Consider the following 22,336-nt stretch of genomic DNA (forward strand, 5'->3'; position numbering starts at 1 on the left):
TCGATCGCATTTCCTGACTCCTGTCGCGGGGGACCGGAATCCATCTTAGATGGGCAATGAATAAATGTAAACGATAATGATTTGCATTTATTCATCAAGCCGGGTAGATTCACCACTCCGGCAGCCTGCCTGCCCCCTCGCCCCCACCCGCGTCAAGCCAGCCAGCCCGGGCCTTCCGCACGCCAGCTAGCCAGATGTTCTCGATATCTGGAGATCCGCCGTGCCCGGTACCCGTCCCTCTTCCCGCTTCAGGAAGTCCCCCCTTGCCCTCCTCATCGGCGCAGCGCTTGCCGGAAACGCCTGCCTTGCCGCCGCTGGCGACGAAAGCGCCACGCTCGGCGCCGTGATCGTCTCGGCCAACCGCACCGAGACCACCGCCGACAGCGTCCCCACCACCGTCACTGCGATCGGCGCGGAGGACATCGCCCGGCGCCTGCCCCACGACGAAGCCTCCCTGTTCGAGAACGAGCCGGACGTCGCCGTCGCCCGCGACCTGCGGCGCTTCGGCGCAAGCTCGGTCAACATCCGCGGTATCGAAGGCAACCGGGTCCTGCAGCAGGTGGACGGCGTTCGCCTGCCCGATTACTACAACGGCGGTGGCCCCTCCAACGCAACGACGTCCAGCTCCGACAGCCCTGAGTTCGATTTCCTCAAGCGCGTGGAAGTCCTGCGCGGCCCCGCCTCCAGCCTCTATGGCTCCGATGCCCTCGGCGGCGTGGTCAGCTACCTCACCCTCGCCCCCCGCGATATCCTCGGCGACCGCGACGTCGGCGTCCGCTACAAAGTCACCTGGCGCGGCGCCGACAACAGCCTGCAGAACACCACCTACTTCGCCGGCGGCAACGACACCATCGAAGCACTGCTGGCCCTCACCCGGCGCACCGGCAGCGAACTGGACAACCGGGGCGAGACCGGCGGCAGCAGCGCCGGCCGCGAGTTGCCCAATCCCCAGGACAACCGCTCCCGCGGCACCCTCGCCCGGCTTGTCGTCAAGCCGGCCACCGACCACCGCTTGCGCTTCACTTACGAGGACCGCTACCAGCACACCGATAGCGAACTACTGCGCCTGTCCACCTCCCTGCCCCGCGTCAGCGCCGCGGATGGCAGCGAGGATGCGCGCCGGGAGCGCTTCTCCATCGATTGGGAATGGAAGCCCACGGCCGGCCTGGTGGACCGCCTGCTCCTCTCTTCCTATCACCAGAGCGCCGCCAACCAGACCTACACGCTGCAGAAACGCAGCGCCACCACGAGCGGCTGCTCCGGCACGAGCGGCGGCAGCAACACCTGCCTGGTGGACATGAACTTCGACTTCCGCCAGCAAACGACCGGCGTGGGCCTGCAACTGGAAATGGGCCTGAACACCGGTGCCCTCGATCACTTCATCGTCGTCGGCACCGACTGGCGCCGCCACGAACTGGCCGAGATCCGCGACTACACGATTACCAACCAGACCACCGGCAGCGTCGGCAAGACGCTGGCCGGCGACACCTACCCCCTGCGCGACTTCGCCCCCGGCCAATCTGACAGCCTGGGCATCTTCGCACAGGACGAGATCAGCATCGGCCGCCTGAGCCTGACCCCCGGCCTGCGCCTCGACAGCGTCAAGCTCCGCCCCGATGCCACCAGCAAGACCATCGGCGCACAGAGCTTCTCGGCCAGCAGCCAGGATCACTCCGCCGCCTCGCCCAAACTTGCCGCCGTGTGGCGCCACAGTCCGGCGACGTCGTTCTACGGGCAGGTCGTGCGCGGCTTCCGGGCGCCCAACTACGAAGAGGTCAACGGCCTGTTCTACAACGCTGCCCAGAACTACGCGAGCCTTCCCAACCCGAACCTGAAGCCCGAAACCAGCACCGGCATGGAAATGGGCACCCGCTTCAAGCTGGCGGGCGGCGATGTGCAACTGGCCTTGTACAACAACAAGTACAGCAACTTCATCAGCAACGAACTGGTCTGTTCCACCCCGAGCGGGGCTAGCGCACCAGCCTGCCTGGGCAACTCGGTGCGCTCGGTGTACCAGTCGGTCAATCTGACCAGCGTCCGCATCCGCGGCGCGGAACTGCGTGGCCAGTGGGCCCTACCCCACGGCTTCCGCACCGCCGGCGCCATCGCCTGGGCCGACGGCGACGTGACCTCGGCTGGCCAGCCGCTCAACACCGTCGACCCCGCCCGTCTTTACCTCAACCTCGGCTGGGACGGCCATGCCGCCAGCCGCCCCCTGGCCGTGGATGCGCGCCTGCGCGCCGCCCGCAAGAAGGACCAGGTGGACCGCAGCGAGGTCGATTACTTCCGGACACCTGGCTACGCAGTGCTCGACCTCTCCGCCAGCCTGCAGCTCCATCACAACGCTAAGCTCAACGTCGCCCTCAACAACCTCTTCGACAAGAAGTACTGGCTGTGGAGCGACATCCGCCAGGTTGCCCTGACCAGCACCGACGCCGGCCCGGCCTTCTACACCCAGCCCGGCCGCAACCTGAGCGCCTCTCTCCAGGTGGATTTCTGAGCATGCGCGTCACCCACCGGCTGTTCTTGCGGCTCGGCCGCCTGCTCGCGCCCGTGCTCTGCCTCATCCTGCTCAGCGGTAGCGGTGAAGTGTTCGCCGGGCGCATCCTCGTCATCAGCACCTCGCCGGTCCAGCCGGGCAAGTTCCTCAAGCTGGCCGAAACAGCTAAAGCACATGACCTGCAACTGGAAGCCCGCTTCGCCGAGAAGCTGCCCGCCGACAGCGGGCCGGCGCTGTTCCGCGGCTACGACCTGGTGCTCTTCGACACGCCCCGGGAACATCTGCAGGCCTTCGTCGAGACCCGCCTGGCCGGAGCCCTCCCCGGCCTCACACAGCCCGTCCTGTGGCTGCACGAAGGCAATCCCCGCTGGCAGGGCCTGCCGGACGGGCTGGCCCGGCGCCTGCACACCTATTATGTAAATGGTGGCGCCCTCAACTTCGACGCCTTCCTGGCCACCCTCGCCGCGCATCTGGACGGCAAGCCGACCGGCGGCATCCGCGAGCCCATCGTCTTCCCCAAGAGCGGCATCTATCACCCGGACCATCCCGGCTTGGTCTTTGCCGAGCCCGTCGCCTACCTGCGCTGGAAGACCGGCAGCGCCACGCCCACCGCGCCGGTGATCGCCATCGCGCTGCACCAGCAGTACATCGCCGCCGAGCAGACAGCCTTCATCGACGATCTGATCCGCCGCATCGAACGCAGCGGCGCCGTGCCCCTGCCCTTCTACAGCCCGGCCATGGACCCGGACGCCGTGCGGCGCATGCTGCGCGTCGACGGGCGCACTGTTGCCAACGTGCTGATCAACACCCAGATCATGCTCAACCCGGACGGGAGACGCACTGAGTTCGCCGACCTGGGCATCCCCGTTGTGCAGGCCATGCCCTACCGCAAGGGCGACGAAGCCGCCTGGGCCGCCGATCCGCAAGGCGTGGCGCTGATGGACGTGCCCTTCTACCTGGCCCAGGCCGAATACGCCGGCGTCACCGACGTCCAGATCGCCGCCGCCACCCGCAAGTCCGACGACCAGATCGCCCCCATCGCCGGGCAGGCCGCCGCCGTCGTCGCCAAGGCCTTGCGGCTGGCCCGCCTGCAGCACACCACAAATGCCGACAAGCACGTCACGATCTTCTTCTGGAACTACCCGCCGGGCGAAAAGAACCTCTCCGCCTCGTTCATGAACCTGCCCCGCAGCCTGGTCGGCACGCTGGCCGCCCTGCGGACGCGGGGCTACAGCACCGAGACGCCGGGCGAAACCGAACTCACCCTATCCCTGCAACGCCTGCTCGCCCCCTACTACCAACCCGCCGGCGATCAGCGGGAACTGGAATCCCTACTGCGCGACGGCCTCGCCGAGCGCCTGCCGCTGGCAACCTACCTGCACTGGCTGGCCAGCTTGCCCGAAGCCGTGCAGAAACAGATGAAGGCGCGCTGGGGCGAGCCCGAACGCTCGTCAATGCTCGTCCGCCAGGACGGCCAGGCCTGGTTCGTCATTCCCCGCCTGAAGCTCGGCCACATCAATCTGCTACCCCAGCCGCCGCGCGGAGAGCGTGGAGAGGACAAGGAGAAGGCGCTCTACCACTCGTCCAGCGCCGCCCCGTCCCACTTCTACATGGCCGCCTACCTGTGGGCCCGCGAACAGGCCAAGAGCGATGCCTTCATCCACTACGGCACCCACGGCAGCCAGGAGTGGCTGCCCGGCAAGGAGCGCGGACTGGCCGTCAGCGATTTTCCGATGCTCGCCGTCGGCGACGTGCCGGTGCTGTATCCCTACATCGTGGACAACATCGGCGAAGCCACCCAGGCCAAGCGGCGCGGCCGCGCCACCATCATCAGCCACCAGACGCCGCCCTTCGCCCCCGCCGGCCTGCACGCCACGCTGACCCGCATCCACGACCTGCTTCACAGCTGGCTGGCCCAGGACGACGGCGCCGTGAAAGACAAGCTGCGCGCCGAGTTCCTGGCCGGGGTGCGCAAGGAACACATCGAGCGCGACCTGGGCTGGTCCGACGCCCGCATCGAGGCGCAATTTCCGGCCTTCCTCAACGAAGTGCACGACCACCTCCATGAACTGGCCCGCACGGCCCAACCCCTCGGCCTGCACACCTTCGGCCAGGGCGCCGGCGAGGACGCACGGCTGGCCACGGTGCTGATGATGGCCGGCAAGGACTTCTGGGAAGGTGTCGCCGGCCCCGGCGAAGAGGCCGACGAAATGCTGGTCGGCGACTACACGCGCCTCAAGGAATCGACGCCTTACCGACGGCTGAAGGAGATCGTGGCCGGCCAAGTCAATCTCGCAGCCCTTCCCCCCAAGGCACACGCCGCCGCAGAACGAACCCGCCAATGGTATGCCGCGCTGGATGCAGCCCCCGAGATGGCCGCCCTGCTCGCCGGCCTGGAAGGCCGCTACATCCCGACCAGCTACGGCGGCGACCCGATCAAGAACCCCGACGCCCTGCCCACCGGACGCAACCTGTACGGCTTCGACCCTTCCCGGGTGCCGACGCAAGCGGCCTGGGAGGCTGGCCGCGACGCCTTCGAGCAACTCCTCGCCACCCACAAGGCCAAGAGCGGCAAGCTCCCGCAGAAGCTCACCTTCACGCTGTGGTCGGTGGAAACCATGCGCCACTTCGGCCTGCTCGAAGCCCAGGCCCTGTGGGCCATGGGAGTGGAACCGGTATGGGACGCCGGTGGACGGGTCGAGGACGTCAGGCTCGTTCCGCGGCAAACGCTCGGCCGCCCGCGGGTGGACGTGGTGCTGTCTGCCACCGGGCTCTACCGGGATCACTTCCCCAACGTGATGCGCCTGCTCGCCAAGGCAGCCCGGCTCGCCGCCGAGGCCAGCGACGAGGCAGACAACCCGGTGGCCGCCAACACCCACCGCATCCAGGCCGAGCTACGTGCACGCGGCTGGGGCAAAGCCCAGGCCCTCAACGCCGCCCAGACCCGCATCTTCTCCTCCGAGTCCGGCCGCTACGGCACCGGACTGGACGACGCCGCGCTGGCCACCGACACCTGGAAGGGCAAGGCCGAAGGCGACCGCAAGCTGGCCCGCCTGTACCTGTCGCGCATGCAGTTCGCCTACGGCCCGGACGAAGCGAGCTGGGGCCAGCCCGGCGCCGGCGGCGAGAACCTCTACGCCGCCCACCTGAAAGGCACCGAAGGGGCCGTGCTGTCGCGCAGCTCCAATCTCTACGGCATGCTCACCACCGACGATCCCTTCCAGTACCTGGGCGGCATCGCCCTCGCCGTCCGCCATCTGGATGGCAAGGCGCCGGAGCTCTACATCTCCAACCTGCGCGGCCAGGGCGGCGGCAAGGTGGAAGGGGCCGCCGGCTTCCTGGCCAAGGAGCTGACCACCCGTAACTTCCACCCCGGCTACATCCAGGGCCTGATGAAGGAAGGTTACGCCGGCACCCTGCAGGTGCTCGACGGCATCAACAACTTTTCCGGCTGGCAGGCCGTAGCGCGGGAGATCGTGCGCGACGACCAGTGGCAGGAGTTCGTGGACGTCTATGTGCGCGACAAGCACCGCCTCGGCCTGCGCAAATGGTTCGAGCGCCACAACCCTCACGCCCTCGCCCAGAGCATCGAGCGCATGCTGGAGGCCGCCCGCCAGGGCTACTGGCAGGCTGACAAGGCCACCGTCGACGAGCTCAAGGCTCGCTACCGGGAGCTGGCCGAACGGCACCAGGTCCGCAGTGACAACGCTACCCTGCTCAGCTTCGCCGGGTTCGGCATGGCCCAGGCCCGCCCCACTGCCACGCCAACGTCCGGCTCCACGCGCGCCACGCCGGACGTACCACCGACACCGGCCGCACCGCCCCCCATCCAAGGCCTGCGTCTCGACAAGGTCGCCCCACCGGCGCCGCCAACGCCCAGCCGTGCCGCTACGGGCCTGCTCCTCGTCGCCCTGGCCACGCTGGGCGGCGCCCTGCGGGGTCGCCTCGCCCCCTCTTCCTGACCGCCAACACACCGATACCACCGACCATGAATCATCAACTCGAAAACACCATGTACGACGTGGCCCAGCTCTTCCTGCTGCCCACGCTGGTCCTGATCGCCCTGCTATTCCTGTTCGCCTTCTGGACCCTCGGGGAATTCGCCCGGCTGGCCTGGCAACGGCGAGGCGATGGCGGCCGCCCGCTGCTGAGCGCCTTCCGCGGCAACCCGACCCTCACCGAGGACGAACTCGACCTGCTCGCCCACACCCTCCTCGAAGCACCGCGGATCGCCAGCCGCGTCACACCCATGCTGGGGCTGGTCGCCACCATGATTCCCATGGGGCCGGCCCTCAAATCCCTATCCGACGGTGATCTGGCCCAGGTCTCCCATAACCTGACGGTGGCCTTCTCGGCGGTCATCCTGGCCCTCATCGCCGCCTCCATCACCTTCTGGGTCACCAACGTGCGCCGCCGCTGGCTGGCCGAAGAGATCGTGCGCATCGCGCGCCTGCGCCAGGAGGCGTGAACTATGGGACTCAAACTCCTGCACGAACCGGAAACCGAAGATCCCATCCTGTCGGTGGTCAACCTCATCGACATATTCCTGGTGGTCATCGCCGCGCTGCTCATCACCATCGCCAAGAATCCGCTGATGAATCCCTTCAGCCGGCAGGACGTCACGGTGATCAGCGATCCCGGCAAGCCGACCATGGAAGTCGTCATCAAGAAAGGCGAGAAGGTCGAGCGCTACAAGGCCAGCGGCGCCATCGGCAGCGGCGATGGCGAAAAGGCCGGGGTCGCCTACCGCATGAAGGACGGCTCCATCGTCTATGTTCCGGAAGGCGGCGACGCCCCTGCGCAACGCTGAGCACGGATAGGCGCACCCAGCGCGCCGCGAACTCCCGACCGCCGACTGGCGTCCACAGGCAGCCCGCAGACTTCGACGGCACAACCGAGCCCCTGAACCATGAAACTACGCCTGATCGCCCTCCTCGCCGGCATCGTCCTGTGTTGCGCCGCCCAGGCCAATGCCCCCGCCGGCGAGCGCATCGTCGATACCCGAACAGGGCAGACGCTCACCCAGCCCGAACTGCTCGCCCGTCTCCGCCAGGCGGATTTCCTGCTCCTCGGCGAGATCCACGACAGCCCGCCGCACCACCGCCTACGCGCCGAGCTGATTGCCGCCCTCGGCGCACGGAACGTGGCGGCCGAACACCTCGACAGGGGGCGGCGTCTCCGCGCCGGCCCCGTCGAACACCTCCAGGCCGACCTGGAGGCCGCCGGCTTCGACACCAAGGCCTGGCAGTGGCCGGTGCACGAACCGCTGTTCGGCGGGCTGGCGCGGGCCGGCATCGACGTCATCGGCGCCAATCTTTCCCGCGAACAGGCGCGTAACGTGGTGCGCAATGGTATCGCTGCCCTGCCGTCCGACCTCGCCGCCACGCTGGCGGCCGGCCCGCTGTCCGACGCCGCCACGCGGGCGCTCGACGCCGACCTGCTGGACAGCCACTGCGGCCAGTTGCCGGCTAGCCGGGTGCCCGGCATGCGCCTCGCCCAGCGCGCCCGTGACGGCGCCATGGCCACCGAACTGACGCACCTCGCCGAGCGTCCGGCCATCCTGGTCGCCGGCAACGGCCATGTGCGCAGCGACTATGGCGTTCCACAGTTGCTGGCCCGCCTCCGGCCCGACGCCCACATCGTCAGCGTCGCCTTCGAGGAGACCGGCGACGGCCCGAACACGAGCAGCACGCCCCGCCCCTATTCCTACATCTGGTACACCGCCCCCACGCCGAGAACCGATCCGTGCGCCGGCTTCCGCTCCGAGCCTTGATGCAAGTGGTTCTTCAACTCCGGAGGCAAATCAAACTTCATTCAATTTTTTTCGAACAATAACTACAGGCAATTCTGATTTTATTTAACTCGGACAGCCGCTATCCTTCATTGGTCGCTACCCCAATCACAGGAGACACGCATGAAATCCTTTGCCCTGATGGGCGCCGCCCTGGCCCTGGGCCTGACCCTCGTAACCGGTGATGCAGACGCCGCCAAGCGCTTTGGTGGCGGCAAGTCCTCGGGCATGCAGCGCCAGGAACTCAGTCAGCCCAAGTCCGCCAACGCCACGCCGGCAACCCCGGCCCAGGCGCCGGGCGCGGCCGCCGCTCCCCACGCCCAGCCGGCCGCCGCCGGCGCCGCCGCAGCTGCGGCCACGCCCAAGCGCTCGTGGATGGGCCCGCTGGCCGGTCTGGCCGCCGGTATCGGCCTGGCCGCCCTGGCCTCCCACTTCGGTTTCGGTGAAGAACTCGCCTCGATGATGACGATGGCCCTGATCGCCTTTGCCGCCATCGCGCTGATCGGCCTCTTCATGCGCCGCCGTGCGGCCTCCCAGCAGCCGGCGCTGGCCGGTGCGGGTGCGAACCCGATGCGATATTCCGGCGCGCCCCAGTCCTATGGCAGCACCAGCAGCGCGACGCCCGCTTTCGGTGGCGGCAGCGCGGCGCCGGCAACGCCTCTGTCCGCGACGCGTGCCGGCAACATCCCGGCCGATTTCGATGCTGAAGGCTTCGTGCGCCACGCCAAGGTGAACTTCATCCGCCTGCAGGCCGCCAACGATGCGCGCAACCTGGACGACGTGCGGGAATACACCACGCCGGAGATGTTCGCAGAGATCAAGATGGACTGGATGTCCGAGCCGGCCTCGACGCAGAAGACCGACGTGGTCTCCCTCAACGCCGAAGTCATCGATGTCGCCGAGGAAGCCGAGCGTTACATCGTCACCGTGCGCTTCACCGGCCTGCTGCGCGAGGATCCGAACGCGGCACCGGAAGGCATTGACGAGTTGTGGCACCTCACCAAACCGCGCAGCGGCAACGGCGGCTGGCTGCTCGCCGGCATCCAGCAGAACGGCTGATCCTTCTTCAAGCAGCAGTAGTACCAACCGGCCACTACCCTCGCCCTGCCCGCGGCCTTCCGGCCCGAGCAGGGTTTTTTTCAATCTGGCTCCGCCTGGGCCACGACACCGCCGCGGCCCATCGCCTCCAGTCCCGCCTTGGCCGCATCGGAGATGGCCAGCACACAGGGGTGGGTCAGGCGCCGCTCGACCGAGATCGCGTAGTACTCGATCCGCACCTCCTCCGCCCGCCCCAGCACCAACAGGTCGCCGGTGCCGAGAATTTCCTGCTCGATCGCCGTAGGCACCACGAAGGCCCCGACGCCGGCACGACCAAAGGCTGTCATCAGTGCAGTGTCGTCAAACTCGCCGACGATGCGCGGCCGAAGCCGCTTGCGATCCAGCCAGTCCTCGAACTTGCGGCGGATCGCCGAATCTTCGCCCGGCAGCAGTGTCGGCAGACTCCCCATGCAGGCAGGAAACTCGGGAAGTTGCTCGCCGAGCAGCGAACGCGCGGCGATGAAACTCAGACCCGACTCGCCGAGGCGATGGTTGTAGGCCCGCACATCGACGCTGGGAGGGATCGGTGAATCGGCGATCACCAGATCGAGCTTGTGCACCGCCAGTTCAGTCAGCAAGCGATCCAGCCGCCATTCCCGGCAGATGATGCGCACCGGGTCGGTCGGATCTACCGCCGGCCGCAGCAGGCGATAGGCGATCGACTTGGGCACCGCATCCGACACGCCAACCCGGAATTCCACCGGCCGTCCCTTGGGATAATGGCGCAAGGCCTGCTCCAGTTCGGCGCTCAGCGAAAACATCTCGTCGGCGTACTCCATCGCCATGCGCCCAGCTGGCGTCAGTTCCAGGCTCCGCCCGTCGCGGGTGAACAATTGGGTGTCCAGGCTGTCTTCCAGCAGGCGGATCTGGCCGCTGATGGTCTGCGGCGTGACATGCAGCGCCTCGCCAGCCTTGACCACGCCGCCGCTGCGCGCGGTCTTCCAGAAATAGAACAGATGCTTGAGATTCACGGCCCGTCACAGCTTTTGTAAAGATTCGAATATATCGAAACAAAGCTTCGATTAATACGTCTTTACCTGATTCATTGATGCCAATACAGTGAACCTTCCAAAACGCAAAGGAGATAAGAATGGAAGTCCAGATCAAGGCCAAGGGCCTGCCTGCTGCCAAGACCCTGCGTACCCATGCTGCTCAGCGCATCCAGGGCGCCCTTGGTCGCTTCGGCCATGTCGTCCAGTCCGTCAGCGTGCGTCTGTCCGACATCAACGGCCCCCATGGTGGTGGTGCCGACAAACTGTGCCGCATCGTCATCCAGATGAAGAACCGCTCCCTCGTGATGGAAGAGCTCGGCGACGACATGCGCCGTGTCATCGACCGCATCACTGAACGCGTGCAGTACAACGTCAGCCGGCAGATCGAGAAGCTCGCCGCCATCAATCGCAAGCTGGTGCCGGAACCCGCGCTGGTACCGGTCCGCGCCTGATGCCGGATTGCCCGTCAGCGCGAAAATTCGCGGCCTCCCGGCCGCGGTTTCGTACGTAGCTGTCGCATTCCTCACGCTACGGGCCGATGAACCTGTGACATTCGCGACAGGCAGGCCCCACAGAAACACAACAAACATTTAATTTCAAATACTTAGACAACAACTCCGAGCTGGTACGCGGCTTGCAATTCCACTCCCACAAACGAACCGAGTGGGGACCCCAACCATGGAACTGCCAGTGATCAGCAATACCGCCGAATCCGGCGGCGGCGGGTGTAGTTCGCATTCCTGCGGCTCGACCGCGGACCAGCTCAATCAGATCCCGGACGAAATCCTGCAGAAGGTGTTCAACCACCCCTGCTATTCGGAAGACGCCCACCACCATTTCGCACGGATGCACGTGGCCGTCGCCCCGGCCTGCAACATCCAGTGCCACTACTGCAACCGCAAGTACGACTGCGCCAACGAATCCCGTCCTGGCGTGGTGTCGGAACTCCTCACGCCCGACCAGGCCGCCAAGAAGACATTGGTCGTCGCCTCTGAGATCCCGCAGATGAGCGTTCTGGGCATCGCGGGGCCGGGAGACCCCTTGGCCAACCCCGAGCGTACCTTCGCGACCTTCCAGATGCTCAGCGAACACGCTCCGGACATCAAGCTGTGCGTATCGACCAATGGTCTGATGCTGCCGCAGTCGGTGGACGAGATCGCCAAACACAACATTGACCACGTAACGATCACCATCAACTGCGTCGATCCCGACGTGGGCGCCAAGATCTACCCGTGGATTTTCTGGAACAACAAGCGCATCAAGGGCCGCGAAGGCGCCGCAATCCTCATCGAGCAGCAGCAGAAGGGCCTTGAGGCGTGTATCGCCAAGGGCATTCTGGTCAAGGTGAATTCGGTGATGATCCCCGGCGTCAATGACGAGCACCTGAAGGAAGTCAGCCGCGTCGTGAAGTCCAAGGGTGCCTTCCTGCACAACGTCATGCCGCTGATCGCCGAGGCCGAGCATGGCACCTTCTACGGCCTGACCGGCCAGCGCGGCCCGACCCAGGACGAACTGCAGGCCCTGCAGGACGCCTGTGCCGGTGACATGAACATGATGCGCCACTGCCGCCAGTGCCGTGCCGACGCCGTCGGCCTGCTCGGCGAAGACCGGGGTGCAGAGTTCACGCTCGACAAGATCGCCGAGTACGAGCTCGACCTGGAAGGCGCAGCCGCCCGCCGTGCCGAAGTCCGCGACCGCATCGCTGCCGAACTGGAAGAGAAGCGAAACGCCAAGGCTGCCGCACCGGCACCGAAGCTGGTCGCCCTCGACATGAGCGGCCTTGCCACCAAGGAGGCCCTGCGGCCGGTCAAGATGGCCGTGGCCACCAGCGGCGGCGGGCTGATCAACCAGCACTTCGGGCATGCCAAGGAGTTCCTGGTCTACGAGGCCTCCGAGAAGGGCGTGCGCTTCCTCGGCCACCGCAAGACCGACCTCTACTGCAGCGGTGGCGACACCTGCGGCGACGCGGACACCACGCTGCAGCAGACCGTCAAGACGCTGGAAGGCTGCGAAGTGGTGCTGTGCTCGAAGATCGGCTACGAGCCCTGGGGCCTGCTGGAAGAAGCCGGCATTGCACCGAACGGCGAGCATGCCATGGAGGGCATCGAGGACGCGGTGATGGCCGTGTATGCCGAGATGGCCGCCGCAGGCAAGCTGGTCGCCCCCGTCGAAGCACCTGCCCAGTCTGCCGCCTGAGTCTCCAGTCCTGACCCAGGCATGCAGACCGCTCCCGGAGCGCCGTCCGCCAGAGCGGCACCCCGGGAGCCCCACCCAAGCCCAAAACAAGGAGCGCTGCGATGGCACTCGAAATCAACGACCTGTGCGTGAACTGCTGGGCCTGTGAGCCCCTTTGCCCCAACAAGGCGATCTACTCCGCTTCCCCGCACTTCGAGATCGACCCCGACAAGTGCACCGAATGCGCCGGCGACTTCGCGGACGCCCAATGCGCGGCGATCTGCCCCATCGAAGGTGCCATCGTCGATGAGCTGGGTGATGCCCTCAACCCGCCGGGTTCCCTGACCGGCATCCCGCTGCAACTGCTGATGGAAGCCGCCGGTGCGCTGGAAGGCACGGCAGCCAAGGTGAGCAGCAGCTGACGGGAGCCCGCCATGACGACCATCGAGTTCTTCGAAAAGCCCGGCTGTTCGACGAACACGAAGCAGGTGGCCAGCCTGCGGGCTGCGGGGTGCGAGGTCGCCCCCCGCAGCCTGCTCGCTCACCCGTGGACTGCCGACAGCCTGCTCGCCTTCCTCGCCCCGCACCCCTCGGCATCCTGGTTCAACCGGGCCGCCCCCAGGGTCAAATCGGGCGAAATCGTTCCCGAAGCCCTGTCCCGCGATGAAGCCCTTGCCGCACTACTGGCCGAACCGCTGCTGATCCGCCGCCCGTTGATCCGCATCGGCGACACCCACCTGCTCGGCTTCGAGCCGGCCGCCATCGCCGCCGGCCTGGGCCGCTCGCCCGACGGCTTCCTCGGAACGCCGCCCGGCGAAGGCTGCAGCCACAAGCCCAACACGCCGCCCTGCGGCAACGGAGGCCCCGGATGATCGCCGCTCCGGTTCGCCTACGCCGGCCCGGCGGCGATTTTGATGCCGTTCCGGTGGCAGAGGACGTGCACTGGATCGGCGCCCTCGACCCGACCCTACGCAGCTTCGACATCATCCTCAAGACCGCCAACGGCACCACCTACAACAGCTACTGCGTGCGCGGCAGCGAGGGCGTGGCGATCATCGACACGGTGAAGGCCGAATTCGCCGATGAATTCTTCTCCCGGCTCGAACAGGTGGCCCGCTACGACGAGATCACCACCATCGTCCTCAACCACCTGGAGCCCGACCACACCGGCGCACTGCCCGAATTGCTGCGGCGGGCCCCTCAGGCGCGCCTGTACATTTCCCACCGCGCTCCACTGATGCTCAAGGGGCTGCTCAAGTACGACGGCGAATCGCTGGACTTCACCACCGTCACCCAGGGCGACACGGTATCGCTCGGCGACCGTAGCCTGCGCTTCCTGCACACGCCCTTCCTGCACTGGCCCGATACCCAGTGCACCTATCTAGTCGAGGACGGCATCCTGTTCTCAGGCGACATCTTCGGCTGTCACTTCTGCGACCCACGCCTGTTCAACGACCACGTCGGCGACTTCCGTTTCTCCTTCGAGTACTACTACCAGCACATCATGCGCCCCTTCCGGGAGCACGTGCTGGCCGCCCTGCCCCTCGTCGAAGACCTGGAGCTGAACCTCATCTGCCCGGCCCACGGCCCCATCCACCGGGACGCCCCACGCGGCTACGTGAAGCGCTACCGCCAGCTCGCCGAAAGCCAGCTCGCCAACGAAGCCAGCCAGCGCGACAAGACACTGGTGATCTTCTACATCTCCGCCTATGGCAACACCGCTGTGATGGCCCAGGCCGTCAAGGACGGCGCCGAGACCGTGGACGGTGTACGGGTGTCCGTCTACGACCTGCAGGGCGGCGAAGTCACGCCCTTCGTGGACCTCATCGAGGAAGCCGACGGCCTCGCCATCGGCTCGCCGACGATCAACGGCGACGCCGTCAAACCGGTTTGGGACCTGCTCTCCTGCCTCACCCAGGTGCCCCTCAAGGGCAAGCTCGGTGCAGCCTTCGGCTCCTACGGCTGGAGCGGCGAAGCGGTCGGCATGCTCGAAGACCGCCTGCGCGGGCTCAAGCTGCGGGTGCCCTGCCCGGGCATCAAGCTCAAGCTCATCCCCACCGGCGAGGAACTCGCCGACTGCCACGCCTTCGGCCGCAACCTGGCCCTCCAGCTCACCGGCCAGGCCGGCTTCCGCGTCGTGGACATAGCCGAACTCACCTGACCCCCATCGATTCCGAAACCCCCCATTTCCCGGAGGACATCCCATGCCCAAGGCACAAGTACTGTTTGAAGACATCGGCGTCGCCGTCACCGTGCCCGCCGGCACCCGCCTCATCGAGGTTTCCGAAAAGGTCGGCGCCGGCATCACCTACGGTTGTCGCGAAGGTGAATGCGGCACCTGCATGATGAAGATCGTCAAAGGCATGGAGAACCTGGCCAATCCCTCCCTGCTCGAGACCAAGGTGCTGCAGGAGCAGATGGCCGGCCGCCAGAACCGCCTGGCCTGCCAGGCCCAGGTGCTGCAGGGCGAGGTCGTCGTCCGCCCGGGCTGAGGCCCCCAAGGAGCATCCCCACCAGCGACAGAGAGAATCGTTGTGGAACCCGCGGCCTCCGCCATACCGGCTCCGGCCGCATCACTCACGTAGGAGGAAAACCATGGCTCTCATCACCTTCACCAGCCCGATGCACAAGGACAAGACGGTCTACGCCGTGGCTGGCAGCCACAAGAAGACCGTCCTTGAACTGGCCAAGGAGAACCACGTCCCGATCGACTTCGGCTGTCAGAACGGCGAATGCGGCACCTGCCTGTGCAAGGTCACCAACATCACCAAGGGCGGCACTGTCCACGCCGGCCCGCTGACCAACAGCGAGCGCAAGACCCTGAAGGAACTCGGCAAGCTGTCCGCCGAGGAGGAAGCCAAGATGGACGTGGACGACTTCCCGACCCCGTGGCGCCTGGCCTGCCAGATGATCGTCCGCGACGAGGACGTCACCATCGAGTATCCCAGCGCCTGAACGTCGGCGGCCGATGATGCAGCGCTCCATGTCCGACTCGCATGCTGTAATGGAGCCATCGGCCGCTGACGTCGCCGCCGCCCGGGCCGAGGCCGCCTATCTGGGCCTCGCCTTGGGCGACGCATTGGGCGCCACCGTGGAGTTCATGACGCCACGGGAGATCCAGGCTCAGCATGGCTGCCACCGCACGATCCGCGGCGGCGGCTGGCTGAAGCTCAAGCCCGGCGCGGTCACCGACGACACCACCATGGCGCTGGCCCTCGGCGACGCGATCCTGGCCGCCAACGGCATCGACGCCCGCGCCATCGGCGAGTCCTTCGACGCGTGGATGCGCGCCAAGCCGGTGGACATCGGCAACACCGTTCGGCGTGGCATCATCGAATTCCGCCGCACCGGCCGCCTTGCAGCCCCGCCCAGCGAGCACGACGCAGGCAACGGCGCCTGCATGCGCGTGCTGCCAGTCGCTCTAGCCACCCTCGGTCAGCCGGAAAACGCGGTGCGCACCGCCTGCCGCGTACAGGCCCACCTGACCCACAACAATCCCCTCTCCGATGCCGGCACCGAGACCATCGTGCTGATGGTCCAGGACGCGCTGCACGGCGCCGACCGGGACGTGCTGATCCGCCACCGCCTGCAGCCGCTGGTCGCTGCCTTCCCGCTCTTCGACCCGGCCGGCAAGCGCGAGGAAAACCCCTCCGGTTTCATCAAGGACACGCTGCGTGCGGTCTTCCAGGCCCTGCTCGACACCGACAGCTTCGAGACCTGCCTGATCAACGTAGTCAACCGCGGTGGCGATGCCGACACCACCGGCGCCATCGCCGGCATGCTGGCCGGCGCCCTGTACGGCCCCAGCAGCCTGCCCGAACCCTGGCTGGCCGCCCTCGATCCCGACGCCCGCCGGGCCTGCGCGGTCCAGTCCCACGCTCTTCTCGCACAAGCTTGCAGCAACACCACCGGTCAACTGTAAAATCGCGGCCCGAAAGCCATCTGCGGGACCAACTACCCCGCCATGACCGCCATGCTGCGCATCTCCGAACTCCGCCTGCCCCTCGACCACCCGGAAGAGGCCCTGCCCGCCGCCATCGTCCAGCGCCTCGGCATTTCCGCCGACCAGCTCATCAGCTTCAAGGTCTTCAAGCGCAGCTACGACGCGCGTAAGAACGTGCGCCTGTGCTTCATCTACATCGTCGACCTGGAAGCGACGAACGAGCCCGCACTGCTGCAGAAGTTTGCCGACGACATCCACGTCAAACCGACGCCGGACACCGAATACCACTTCATCGGCAAGGCCCCGCCCAACTTCACGCACCGCCCGATCGTCATCGGCTTCGGCCCCTGCGGCATCTTCGCGGCACTGATCCTGGCCCAGATGGGCTTCAAGCCGATCGTGCTCGAACGCGGCAAAGCGGTGCGCGAGCGTACCCAGGACACCTGGGGCCTGTGGCGCAAGAACACCCTCAACCCGGAGTCGAACGTGCAGTTCGGCGAAGGCGGTGCCGGCACCTTCTCGGACGGCAAGCTGTACAGCCAGATCAAGGACCCCAAGCACTACGGCCGCAAGGTCCTCACTGAGTTCGTCAAGGCCGGCGCACCGGAGGAGATCCTCTACGTCTCCAAGCCCCACATCGGCACCTTCAGGCTGGTCGGTATGGTCGAAACCATGCGCGCCGAGATCACCGAGCTCGGCGGCGAGATCCGCTTCCAGCAGCGCGTCACCGATCTGATCGTCGAGGACGGCCAGGTGCGCGGCGTGCGCACCTCCACCGGCGACGAGCTGCGCAGCGACCACGTGGTGCTGGCCCTCGGCCACAGCGCCCGCGACACCTTCGAGATGCTGCACGCCAAGGGCGTCTTCATGGAAGCCAAGCCCTTCTCGGTGGGCTTCCGCATCGAGCATCCGCAATCACTGATCGACAAGGCCCGCCTCGGACCCCACGCCGGCCATCCGCTGCTCGGCGCCGCCGACTACAAGCTGGTGCATCACGCCTCCAACGGCCGCGCGGTATACAGCTTCTGTATGTGCCCGGGCGGCACGGTGGTGGCCGCCACGTCGGAACCGAACCGCGTCGTCACCAACGGCATGAGCCAGTATTCGCGCAACGAGCGCAACGCCAACGCGGGCATCGTGGTCAGCATCGATCCCGAGAAGGATTACCCCGGCGGCCCGCTGGCCGGCATCGAGTTCCAGCGCAAGCTGGAGAGCCATGCCTTCGTGCTCGGCGGCGGCACCTACGAAGCCCCAGCTCAGCTGGTCGGCGACTTCCTGCGCGGCAAGGCCTCCACCGCGCTGGGCGGCGTCGAGCCGTCCTACAAGCCGGGCGTGCTGCTCGGCGATCTGGCCACGGCGCTGCCCGACTACGCGATCACCGCGATGCGCGAGGCTATCCCGGCCTTCGACCGCCAGATCCGCGGCTTCAACATGTACGACGCGGTGCTCACCGGCGTCGAGACGCGCACCTCGTCACCGCTACGCATCACCCGCGGCGAGGATCTGCAGAGCCTTAACACCAAGGGCCTCTACCCGGCCGGCGAAGGTGCCGGCTACGCGGGCGGCATCCTGTCGGCCGGCGTGGACGGCATCCGGGTCGCGGAAGCCGTCGCCGCCAGCCTGCTCCAGCAGGGCTGAACCCGAACGTAGCGGCGGCCAACCGCTACTGCTGCGCGCGATGATCTCCAACCTGGTGGACAACGCCTTGCGCTACACGCCTGCCGGTGGCGTCATGACGGTGCAGGTGAATGTTCAGGCAGACGATGCCGGCGCGCCGCCGATGGCCCCGCCTGCGCGTGGAGGATGACAGCCCGGGTGCAGCCGACCGGCCGGGGCTGGCCGTCACCGTGCGCCTGCCCCTCACCGCCTCGGCGGACTCAGCGCACGACGAATGAACGGAAGCTGTTTTCCTTGCCGAGGACGAGCCGACCGAACTCGTCCAGCAGCTCAGGGCCGATGGCGTCCGCCGGCACGCGACAGGAGGCAAAGCCGAAGCGCTCCAGGTTGCGCGACTCGATGACTACCTGGCGGTTCTCGAAGTCGGCCCGCCACACCACCTGCACGCTGATCTCGTCGCTCACCGTGAAAGTGCCGAGCTCCAGCTCACGCTGGCGATTGCGCCGCTCGACGCATTCGAAACGCAACCCGAGGTCGAACAGCATCTGGCGCAGGCGTTCGACCGCATGGCCGGCACGCTCGATGATGCGCACACCGCCGCCCTTCAGCGTGTAGCCGAAGGTCACCCTCTCGATGCGGCCGCCATCGCTCTCGGCCTGAGTACGGAAATCTGCGAAACCCTCCAGCCAAGCCAGGTTGCGAAACGCATCGTCGGCATTCAGGAAAATGTAATTGCGCGCCACCTGGGGCTTGAGATAGTTGAGCTGGGTGCTCAGGTCGTGGAAATATTCGAAAGCCGCGCGCAAGCGCCGGTCCAGGCTGGTCTTGGCAGCGTCGACCCGTTCGAACGCATCTTCGACGGCCCGCTGGCGGGTCTCCACCTCACCGCGCAACTGGTCCAGCAGACCGCCGCTCCGCACCGTAGGCAGCGGCTCCTCGTCCTTTTGAACGGCAGCTGCCTGGCCCGCCAGGCGCACCGGCGGGAAGTCGTTGCCCGGGACCTCGTGATAGGTCTCCCTCGAACGGGGCAGGCCGGTGTAGCGGGAGTCGATCTCCTGCACGCGTTTGCGCGCTGCCTCAAGGTCAAAGGAATTGATGTCGGCGAGCAGGGCCTCGGCCTCCGCATCCAGGGCGTCGGCATTCGTGTCCTCGCATCGACTCCGGTCCCTGTCAGAACAAGCGTCAGGAAGAGAAGACGAGGCCATGCCGCGGCCGGGCGGGAAAAAGGGATCGGGTTGCACGGCAGTCAAGACACCACGGGATATTGATCCGCTGGAGGGACCGGGGTTATTACAGATGCAAGTATTCCGCTGCCTGCGGGCTGGGTCAATCCCGGAATGGTGCGGGATTACCCTCCAATCCCTGTGAAAAATTCCCAGTCCCGGAAATTCTATCCCCGAAACGGGCAAAACCCAGCATCGATCCCTGCCTGCCGCCAGGGAAGCTTGCGCGCGTAAAGAACATACAGTTAGACTCCGCGCCGTTACGGGTGCCGACCCCGCGTCTGCGGGAAAGGTGAAACGGGAAGTCCGGTGACGTCGGGAGCATGCTCTCCCCGACCATTCCGGCGCAGCCCCCGCTGCTGTAAGCCTGACGAATCTGCTCTACGCCACTGGGTTTTTCCCGGGAAGGTTGGCAGACGAGAATGAAGGCGAGCCAGAAGACCGGCCTGTGACGATTGGGTGTGGTACCGGCCCCGGGGTGTGGGCAGATCCGACCGATGGGCTTGCCCAGACCCGTTGCCGTCCTGTTCCCTCCGCTGTTTCCCGGAACCGTCGCCGCCACAGGTCCGCACCCGCCTGGTCTGTATGCGTTTGTTCTGCACATCCCCGTTGCCCTGCCGCACTTCGTTCAATCGACACGAAGGAAAGCAAACATGCACATCGAACCGGGGTACGTCGCCAGTGCCAAGATCGTCGCCGCCAACGCCGCCGCCGTGGCGCTGCTCGGCAGCCAGTCCGTCCACCTCCTCAAGCAACCGCAGCTGATCGTCCGCACGCTCATCGCCGGCGTCTTCTTCACGCTGTTCATGCAGGCCTTCCACCTGAAGGTTGGCCCGTCCGAGCTGCACTTCCTCGGCGCCATGCCGATCTACCTGTCCCTCGGCTTCGTACCGGCCTTGTTCGGCTTCGCCATTGGCCTGCTGGCCCAAGGGCTGATCTTCGAGCCGACCGACCTGGTGCACCTGGGCGTCAATACCCTGTCCCTCGCCGTGCCGCTGATGGTCGTGCATGCCACCTTCGGCCAGCGCCTCGCCAAGCTGGATGTACGCAGCATCCTCAAGCTCGACGCCGCCTTCTACAGCGGCGTGACGCTGATGGTCGGCTTCTGGCTCGCCATCGGTGAAGTCGCCACGCCCTTCTCCGCCTGGCTCGCCTTCGCTTCGTCCTACGCCGCCATCGTGATGGTCGAGCCGATCTTCACGCTGCTGGCCCTGCAGGCCATCGGCCGCCGCCAGGACAACCCGGTGGTGCGCTTCTGCTTCGCCGCGAAGGCTGCCTGATGGCCGGCAAGGTCTGGTTCGTGGGCGCCGGTCCGGGCGACCCGGAGCTGCTCACCGTGAAGGGCCGCCGCCTGCTCGAAGAAGCCGGCGCGATCCTCTTCGCCGGCTCGCTGGTCGATCAGGCGGCGACGCTGTTCGCGCCGCCCGGCTGCGAGATCCGCGACTCCAAGGACATGACGCTGGAAGAGATGAGCGCCTGGCTCCTCGACCAGACCGCCCGCCACGCCACCGTGGTGCGCCTGCAGACCGGCGACCCCGGCCTGTACGGAGCGCTGGTGGAGATGACCCGCCCGCTCACCGCCGCCGGTATCGAATGGTCGGTGGTCCCGGGCGTCTCGTCGGCCTTCGCCTCGGCGGCGGCGGCCGGCGAAACCCTCACGTTGCCGGAAGTGACGCAGACGGTGATCCTGACCCGCGTCGCCGGGCGTACGCCGATGCCGGCGGGCGAGGAACTGGAAGCCCTGGCCGCCCACAGGACGACCCTGTGCATTTTCCTGTCGATCACCCTGCTGCATGAGGTGCAGCGCGCGCTGCGCGCCGCCGGCTGGGCCGAGGACGCGCCGATCCTGGTGGTGCAGAAGGCCAGCTGGCCGGGCGAGGAAAAGATCGTCCGCGGCACCCTCGCCGACATCAAGAAACGCTGCCAGGCCGAGAAGATCGCCAGCCAGGCGATGATCATCGCCAGCCCCACGCTGGGCGCCGCCGACTGGCCGACCCTGGCCCGCTCCAAGCTCTACGACCCCGCCTTCGGCCACCGCTTCCGCAAGGCTTCGGCCGCTTCTGAAGAGACTTCCGCATGAACGACACCACCCTGCTCCTCGTCGGCCACGGCTCCCGCAACCGGGACGGCAACAAGGAAATCCTGCATTTCGCCGCCCAGTGGCGCGAACGCCACCCGGCCTGGCGCATCGAGGTGTGCTTCATCGAGCACGCCGACGTGCTGCTCGCCGAAGGCCTCGACCGCGCCGCCCGCGACAGCCGCCGCGTCGTGGTGCTGCCCTTCATCCTCAACGCCGCCGGCCACGTGAAGATGGAGCTGCCGGCCGCCATCGAGGAGGCCCGCGCCCGCCACACCGGCGTGGACTTCGGCTGCACCCGCCACCTGGGCATGGGCCGCGAGATCCTCGCCGTGCTGCAGGGCCAACTCGACCGCCTGATGAAATCCCTGGCGATGCCCGACCCGCAGACCACCGGCGTGGTCCTGCTCGGCCGCGGTTCGTCGGACGCCGGCGCCAACGGCGAACTGGCCCGCATGGCGCGCTGGCTCTTCGAAGACAACGACCACGAGATGGTGGACCTGGCCTTCACCGGCGTCACCTGGCCGCGCCTCGAGACCATCGTCCAGCGCCAGGTTCGCCTGGGCATGACTCAGATCTGCGTGGTGCCGGTGTACCTGTTCACCGGCGTGTTGATCGAGCGCATCCAGGCCCAGCTGGAACGCCTGCGCCAGCAGTACCCGCAGGTTGCCTTCGCGCTGGGCACCCACTTCGGTTTCGACAAGGGCATCTTCGATCTGCTCGACGCCCGCGTGGCCGGCGCCGAACTGCCGGAGGGTGGCCTGCTCGAATGCGACGGCTGCAAGTACCGCCAGGCGGCCGAGGCCGAACACCTGCACGACCACAGCCATACCCACACCGGCCACGCCGGCTGCGGTCATGACCACGGCCACGAGCACGGCCATGGCCACGACCACCCCCATGAACACGCCCACGCCTGA

Annotated in this window: 21 protein-coding genes and 1 riboswitch; of the genes, 19 read left to right on the forward strand and 2 right to left on the reverse strand. The window is 66.9% G+C overall.

The features are described 5' to 3' along the window. Window positions 1-220: 220 nt before the first annotated feature. The 6 genes from AC1PPK_RS22075 to AC1PPK_RS22100 all read left to right on the forward strand — a co-directional run bounded on the left by AC1PPK_RS22075 (window position 221) and on the right by AC1PPK_RS22100 (window position 9,350). On the forward strand, window positions 221-2,500 hold the full coding sequence (locus AC1PPK_RS22075) for a TonB-dependent hemoglobin/transferrin/lactoferrin family receptor (RefSeq protein WP_481115146.1): 2,280 nt from the start codon (window positions 221-223) through the stop codon (window positions 2,498-2,500). Window positions 2,501-2,502: 2 nt separating this feature from the next. Then, on the forward strand, window positions 2,503-6,462 hold the full coding sequence (cobN, locus tag AC1PPK_RS22080) for a cobaltochelatase subunit CobN (protein ID WP_481115147.1): 3,960 nt from the start codon (window positions 2,503-2,505) through the stop codon (window positions 6,460-6,462). Between the two features lie 26 nt (window positions 6,463-6,488). Then, a complete protein-coding gene (locus tag AC1PPK_RS22085; RefSeq protein ID WP_481115148.1) occupies window positions 6,489-6,968 on the forward strand; it encodes a MotA/TolQ/ExbB proton channel family protein in 480 nt (159 codons plus the stop codon). A 3-nt stretch (window positions 6,969-6,971) separates the two neighbouring features. Further along, complete coding sequence (locus tag AC1PPK_RS22090; RefSeq protein WP_481115149.1) at window positions 6,972-7,310, forward strand: DUF2149 domain-containing protein; 339 nt, start codon at window positions 6,972-6,974, stop codon at window positions 7,308-7,310. A gap of 99 nt (window positions 7,311-7,409) precedes the next feature. Continuing rightward, window positions 7,410-8,273, forward strand: a complete 864-nt coding sequence (locus AC1PPK_RS22095; RefSeq protein ID WP_481115150.1) for a ChaN family lipoprotein — start codon at window positions 7,410-7,412, stop codon at window positions 8,271-8,273. Window positions 8,274-8,414: 141 nt separating this feature from the next. After that, a complete protein-coding gene (locus tag AC1PPK_RS22100) occupies window positions 8,415-9,350 on the forward strand; it encodes a Tim44 domain-containing protein (RefSeq protein ID WP_481115151.1) in 936 nt (311 codons plus the stop codon). Between the two features lie 80 nt (window positions 9,351-9,430). Here AC1PPK_RS22100 and nhaR read toward each other — a convergent pair whose 3' ends face one another. Beyond that, a complete protein-coding gene (gene nhaR, locus AC1PPK_RS22105) occupies window positions 9,431-10,360 on the reverse strand; it encodes a transcriptional activator NhaR (protein WP_481115152.1) in 930 nt (309 codons plus the stop codon). A 119-nt stretch (window positions 10,361-10,479) separates the two neighbouring features. Here nhaR and AC1PPK_RS22110 point away from each other — a divergent pair, with 119 nt between their 5' ends. The 10 genes from AC1PPK_RS22110 to AC1PPK_RS22155 all read left to right on the forward strand — a co-directional run bounded on the left by AC1PPK_RS22110 (window position 10,480) and on the right by AC1PPK_RS22155 (window position 18,306). Next, window positions 10,480-10,833 carry an HPF/RaiA family ribosome-associated protein gene (locus tag AC1PPK_RS22110; RefSeq protein ID WP_481115153.1) on the forward strand — a complete coding sequence of 118 codons (354 nt, stop codon included), beginning with the start codon at window positions 10,480-10,482 and terminating at the stop codon, window positions 10,831-10,833. Window positions 10,834-11,059: 226 nt separating this feature from the next. Further along, complete coding sequence (nifB, locus tag AC1PPK_RS22115; RefSeq protein WP_481115154.1) at window positions 11,060-12,577, forward strand: nitrogenase cofactor biosynthesis protein NifB; 1,518 nt, start codon at window positions 11,060-11,062, stop codon at window positions 12,575-12,577. Between the two features lie 101 nt (window positions 12,578-12,678). Next, window positions 12,679-12,978: a 4Fe-4S binding protein gene (locus AC1PPK_RS22120; protein ID WP_374484057.1), complete on the forward strand. Its 300-nt coding sequence runs from the start codon at window positions 12,679-12,681 to the stop codon at window positions 12,976-12,978. 12 nt (window positions 12,979-12,990) lie between these two features. Further along, window positions 12,991-13,428 (forward strand): ArsC/Spx/MgsR family protein, encoded by a 438-nt coding sequence (locus tag AC1PPK_RS22125; RefSeq protein WP_481115155.1) that lies wholly within the window; start codon window positions 12,991-12,993, stop codon window positions 13,426-13,428. Beyond that, window positions 13,425-14,717 (forward strand): FprA family A-type flavoprotein, encoded by a 1,293-nt coding sequence (locus AC1PPK_RS22130; RefSeq protein WP_481115156.1) that lies wholly within the window; start codon window positions 13,425-13,427, stop codon window positions 14,715-14,717. The genes AC1PPK_RS22125 and AC1PPK_RS22130 overlap by 4 nt, the downstream gene beginning before the upstream one ends. 43 nt (window positions 14,718-14,760) lie before the next feature. Further along, window positions 14,761-15,048: a 2Fe-2S iron-sulfur cluster-binding protein gene (locus AC1PPK_RS22135; protein ID WP_481115157.1), complete on the forward strand. Its 288-nt coding sequence runs from the start codon at window positions 14,761-14,763 to the stop codon at window positions 15,046-15,048. Between the two features lie 103 nt (window positions 15,049-15,151). Continuing rightward, on the forward strand, window positions 15,152-15,511 hold the full coding sequence (locus tag AC1PPK_RS22140; protein WP_481115158.1) for a 2Fe-2S iron-sulfur cluster-binding protein: 360 nt from the start codon (window positions 15,152-15,154) through the stop codon (window positions 15,509-15,511). A gap of 28 nt (window positions 15,512-15,539) precedes the next feature. Then, a complete protein-coding gene (gene draG, locus AC1PPK_RS22145) occupies window positions 15,540-16,478 on the forward strand; it encodes an ADP-ribosyl-[dinitrogen reductase] hydrolase (protein WP_481115159.1) in 939 nt (312 codons plus the stop codon). Window positions 16,479-16,529: 51 nt separating this feature from the next. Next, complete coding sequence (locus tag AC1PPK_RS22150) at window positions 16,530-18,137, forward strand: NAD(P)/FAD-dependent oxidoreductase (protein WP_481118252.1); 1,608 nt, start codon at window positions 16,530-16,532, stop codon at window positions 18,135-18,137. Between the two features lie 40 nt (window positions 18,138-18,177). Next, the gene (locus AC1PPK_RS22155; protein WP_481115160.1) at window positions 18,178-18,306 is read left to right on the forward strand and encodes a hypothetical protein; all 129 of its coding nucleotides are present in this window, start codon (window positions 18,178-18,180) and stop codon (window positions 18,304-18,306) included. A gap of 70 nt (window positions 18,307-18,376) precedes the next feature. Here the strand turns inward: AC1PPK_RS22155 and AC1PPK_RS22160 are convergent, their stop codons facing one another. After that, window positions 18,377-19,321 carry a hypothetical protein gene (locus AC1PPK_RS22160; RefSeq protein WP_481115161.1) on the reverse strand — a complete coding sequence of 315 codons (945 nt, stop codon included), beginning with the start codon at window positions 19,319-19,321 and terminating at the stop codon, window positions 18,377-18,379. 265 nt (window positions 19,322-19,586) lie between these two features. After that, window positions 19,587-19,803: riboswitch (cobalamin riboswitch) on the forward strand. 189 nt (window positions 19,804-19,992) lie between these two features. On the opposite strand from AC1PPK_RS22160, the gene AC1PPK_RS22165 reads away from it, so the two are divergent. The 3 genes from AC1PPK_RS22165 to AC1PPK_RS22175 are packed head-to-tail and all read left to right on the forward strand — an operon-like array spanning window position 19,993 to window position 22,336. After that, complete coding sequence (locus AC1PPK_RS22165; protein WP_481115162.1) at window positions 19,993-20,619, forward strand: energy-coupling factor ABC transporter permease; 627 nt, start codon at window positions 19,993-19,995, stop codon at window positions 20,617-20,619. After that, entirely contained in the window at window positions 20,619-21,419 is an 801-nt protein-coding gene (gene cobM, locus AC1PPK_RS22170; protein WP_481115163.1) for a precorrin-4 C(11)-methyltransferase, read from the forward strand. Before AC1PPK_RS22165 ends, cobM begins: the two co-directional genes overlap by 1 nt. Continuing rightward, window positions 21,416-22,336, forward strand: a complete 921-nt coding sequence (locus AC1PPK_RS22175; RefSeq protein ID WP_481115164.1) for a sirohydrochlorin chelatase — start codon at window positions 21,416-21,418, stop codon at window positions 22,334-22,336. Before cobM ends, AC1PPK_RS22175 begins: the two co-directional genes overlap by 4 nt.

The sequence above is a fragment of the Zoogloea sp. JDB1 genome (assembly GCF_056724025.1).

What these genes read in the sequence shown, in the direction of transcription:
- cobM (WP_481115163.1), top strand. Translation starts at nt 20,619, where the DNA reads ATGGCCGGCAAGGTCTGGTTCGTGGGCGCCGGTCCGGGCGACCCGGAG.
- cobN (WP_481115147.1), top strand. Translation starts at nt 2,503, where the DNA reads ATGCGCGTCACCCACCGGCTGTTCTTGCGGCTCGGCCGCCTGCTCGCG.
- AC1PPK_RS22120 (WP_374484057.1), top strand. Translation starts at nt 12,679, where the DNA reads ATGGCACTCGAAATCAACGACCTGTGCGTGAACTGCTGGGCCTGTGAG.
- AC1PPK_RS22165 (WP_481115162.1), top strand. Translation starts at nt 19,993, where the DNA reads ATGCACATCGAACCGGGGTACGTCGCCAGTGCCAAGATCGTCGCCGCC.
- draG (WP_481115159.1), top strand. Translation starts at nt 15,540, where the DNA reads ATGTCCGACTCGCATGCTGTAATGGAGCCATCGGCCGCTGACGTCGCC.
- AC1PPK_RS22155 (WP_481115160.1), top strand. Translation starts at nt 18,178, where the DNA reads ATGATCTCCAACCTGGTGGACAACGCCTTGCGCTACACGCCTGCCGGT.
- AC1PPK_RS22160 (WP_481115161.1), bottom strand. Translation starts at nt 19,321, where the DNA reads ATGGCCTCGTCTTCTCTTCCTGACGCTTGTTCTGACAGGGACCGGAGT.
- AC1PPK_RS22110 (WP_481115153.1), top strand. Translation starts at nt 10,480, where the DNA reads ATGGAAGTCCAGATCAAGGCCAAGGGCCTGCCTGCTGCCAAGACCCTG.
- AC1PPK_RS22095 (WP_481115150.1), top strand. Translation starts at nt 7,410, where the DNA reads ATGAAACTACGCCTGATCGCCCTCCTCGCCGGCATCGTCCTGTGTTGC.
- AC1PPK_RS22125 (WP_481115155.1), top strand. Translation starts at nt 12,991, where the DNA reads ATGACGACCATCGAGTTCTTCGAAAAGCCCGGCTGTTCGACGAACACG.
- AC1PPK_RS22175 (WP_481115164.1), top strand. Translation starts at nt 21,416, where the DNA reads ATGAACGACACCACCCTGCTCCTCGTCGGCCACGGCTCCCGCAACCGG.
- AC1PPK_RS22100 (WP_481115151.1), top strand. Translation starts at nt 8,415, where the DNA reads ATGAAATCCTTTGCCCTGATGGGCGCCGCCCTGGCCCTGGGCCTGACC.
- nifB (WP_481115154.1), top strand. Translation starts at nt 11,060, where the DNA reads ATGGAACTGCCAGTGATCAGCAATACCGCCGAATCCGGCGGCGGCGGG.
- AC1PPK_RS22130 (WP_481115156.1), top strand. Translation starts at nt 13,425, where the DNA reads ATGATCGCCGCTCCGGTTCGCCTACGCCGGCCCGGCGGCGATTTTGAT.
- AC1PPK_RS22090 (WP_481115149.1), top strand. Translation starts at nt 6,972, where the DNA reads ATGGGACTCAAACTCCTGCACGAACCGGAAACCGAAGATCCCATCCTG.
- AC1PPK_RS22135 (WP_481115157.1), top strand. Translation starts at nt 14,761, where the DNA reads ATGCCCAAGGCACAAGTACTGTTTGAAGACATCGGCGTCGCCGTCACC.
- AC1PPK_RS22140 (WP_481115158.1), top strand. Translation starts at nt 15,152, where the DNA reads ATGGCTCTCATCACCTTCACCAGCCCGATGCACAAGGACAAGACGGTC.
- AC1PPK_RS22085 (WP_481115148.1), top strand. Translation starts at nt 6,489, where the DNA reads ATGAATCATCAACTCGAAAACACCATGTACGACGTGGCCCAGCTCTTC.
- AC1PPK_RS22150 (WP_481118252.1), top strand. Translation starts at nt 16,530, where the DNA reads ATGCTGCGCATCTCCGAACTCCGCCTGCCCCTCGACCACCCGGAAGAG.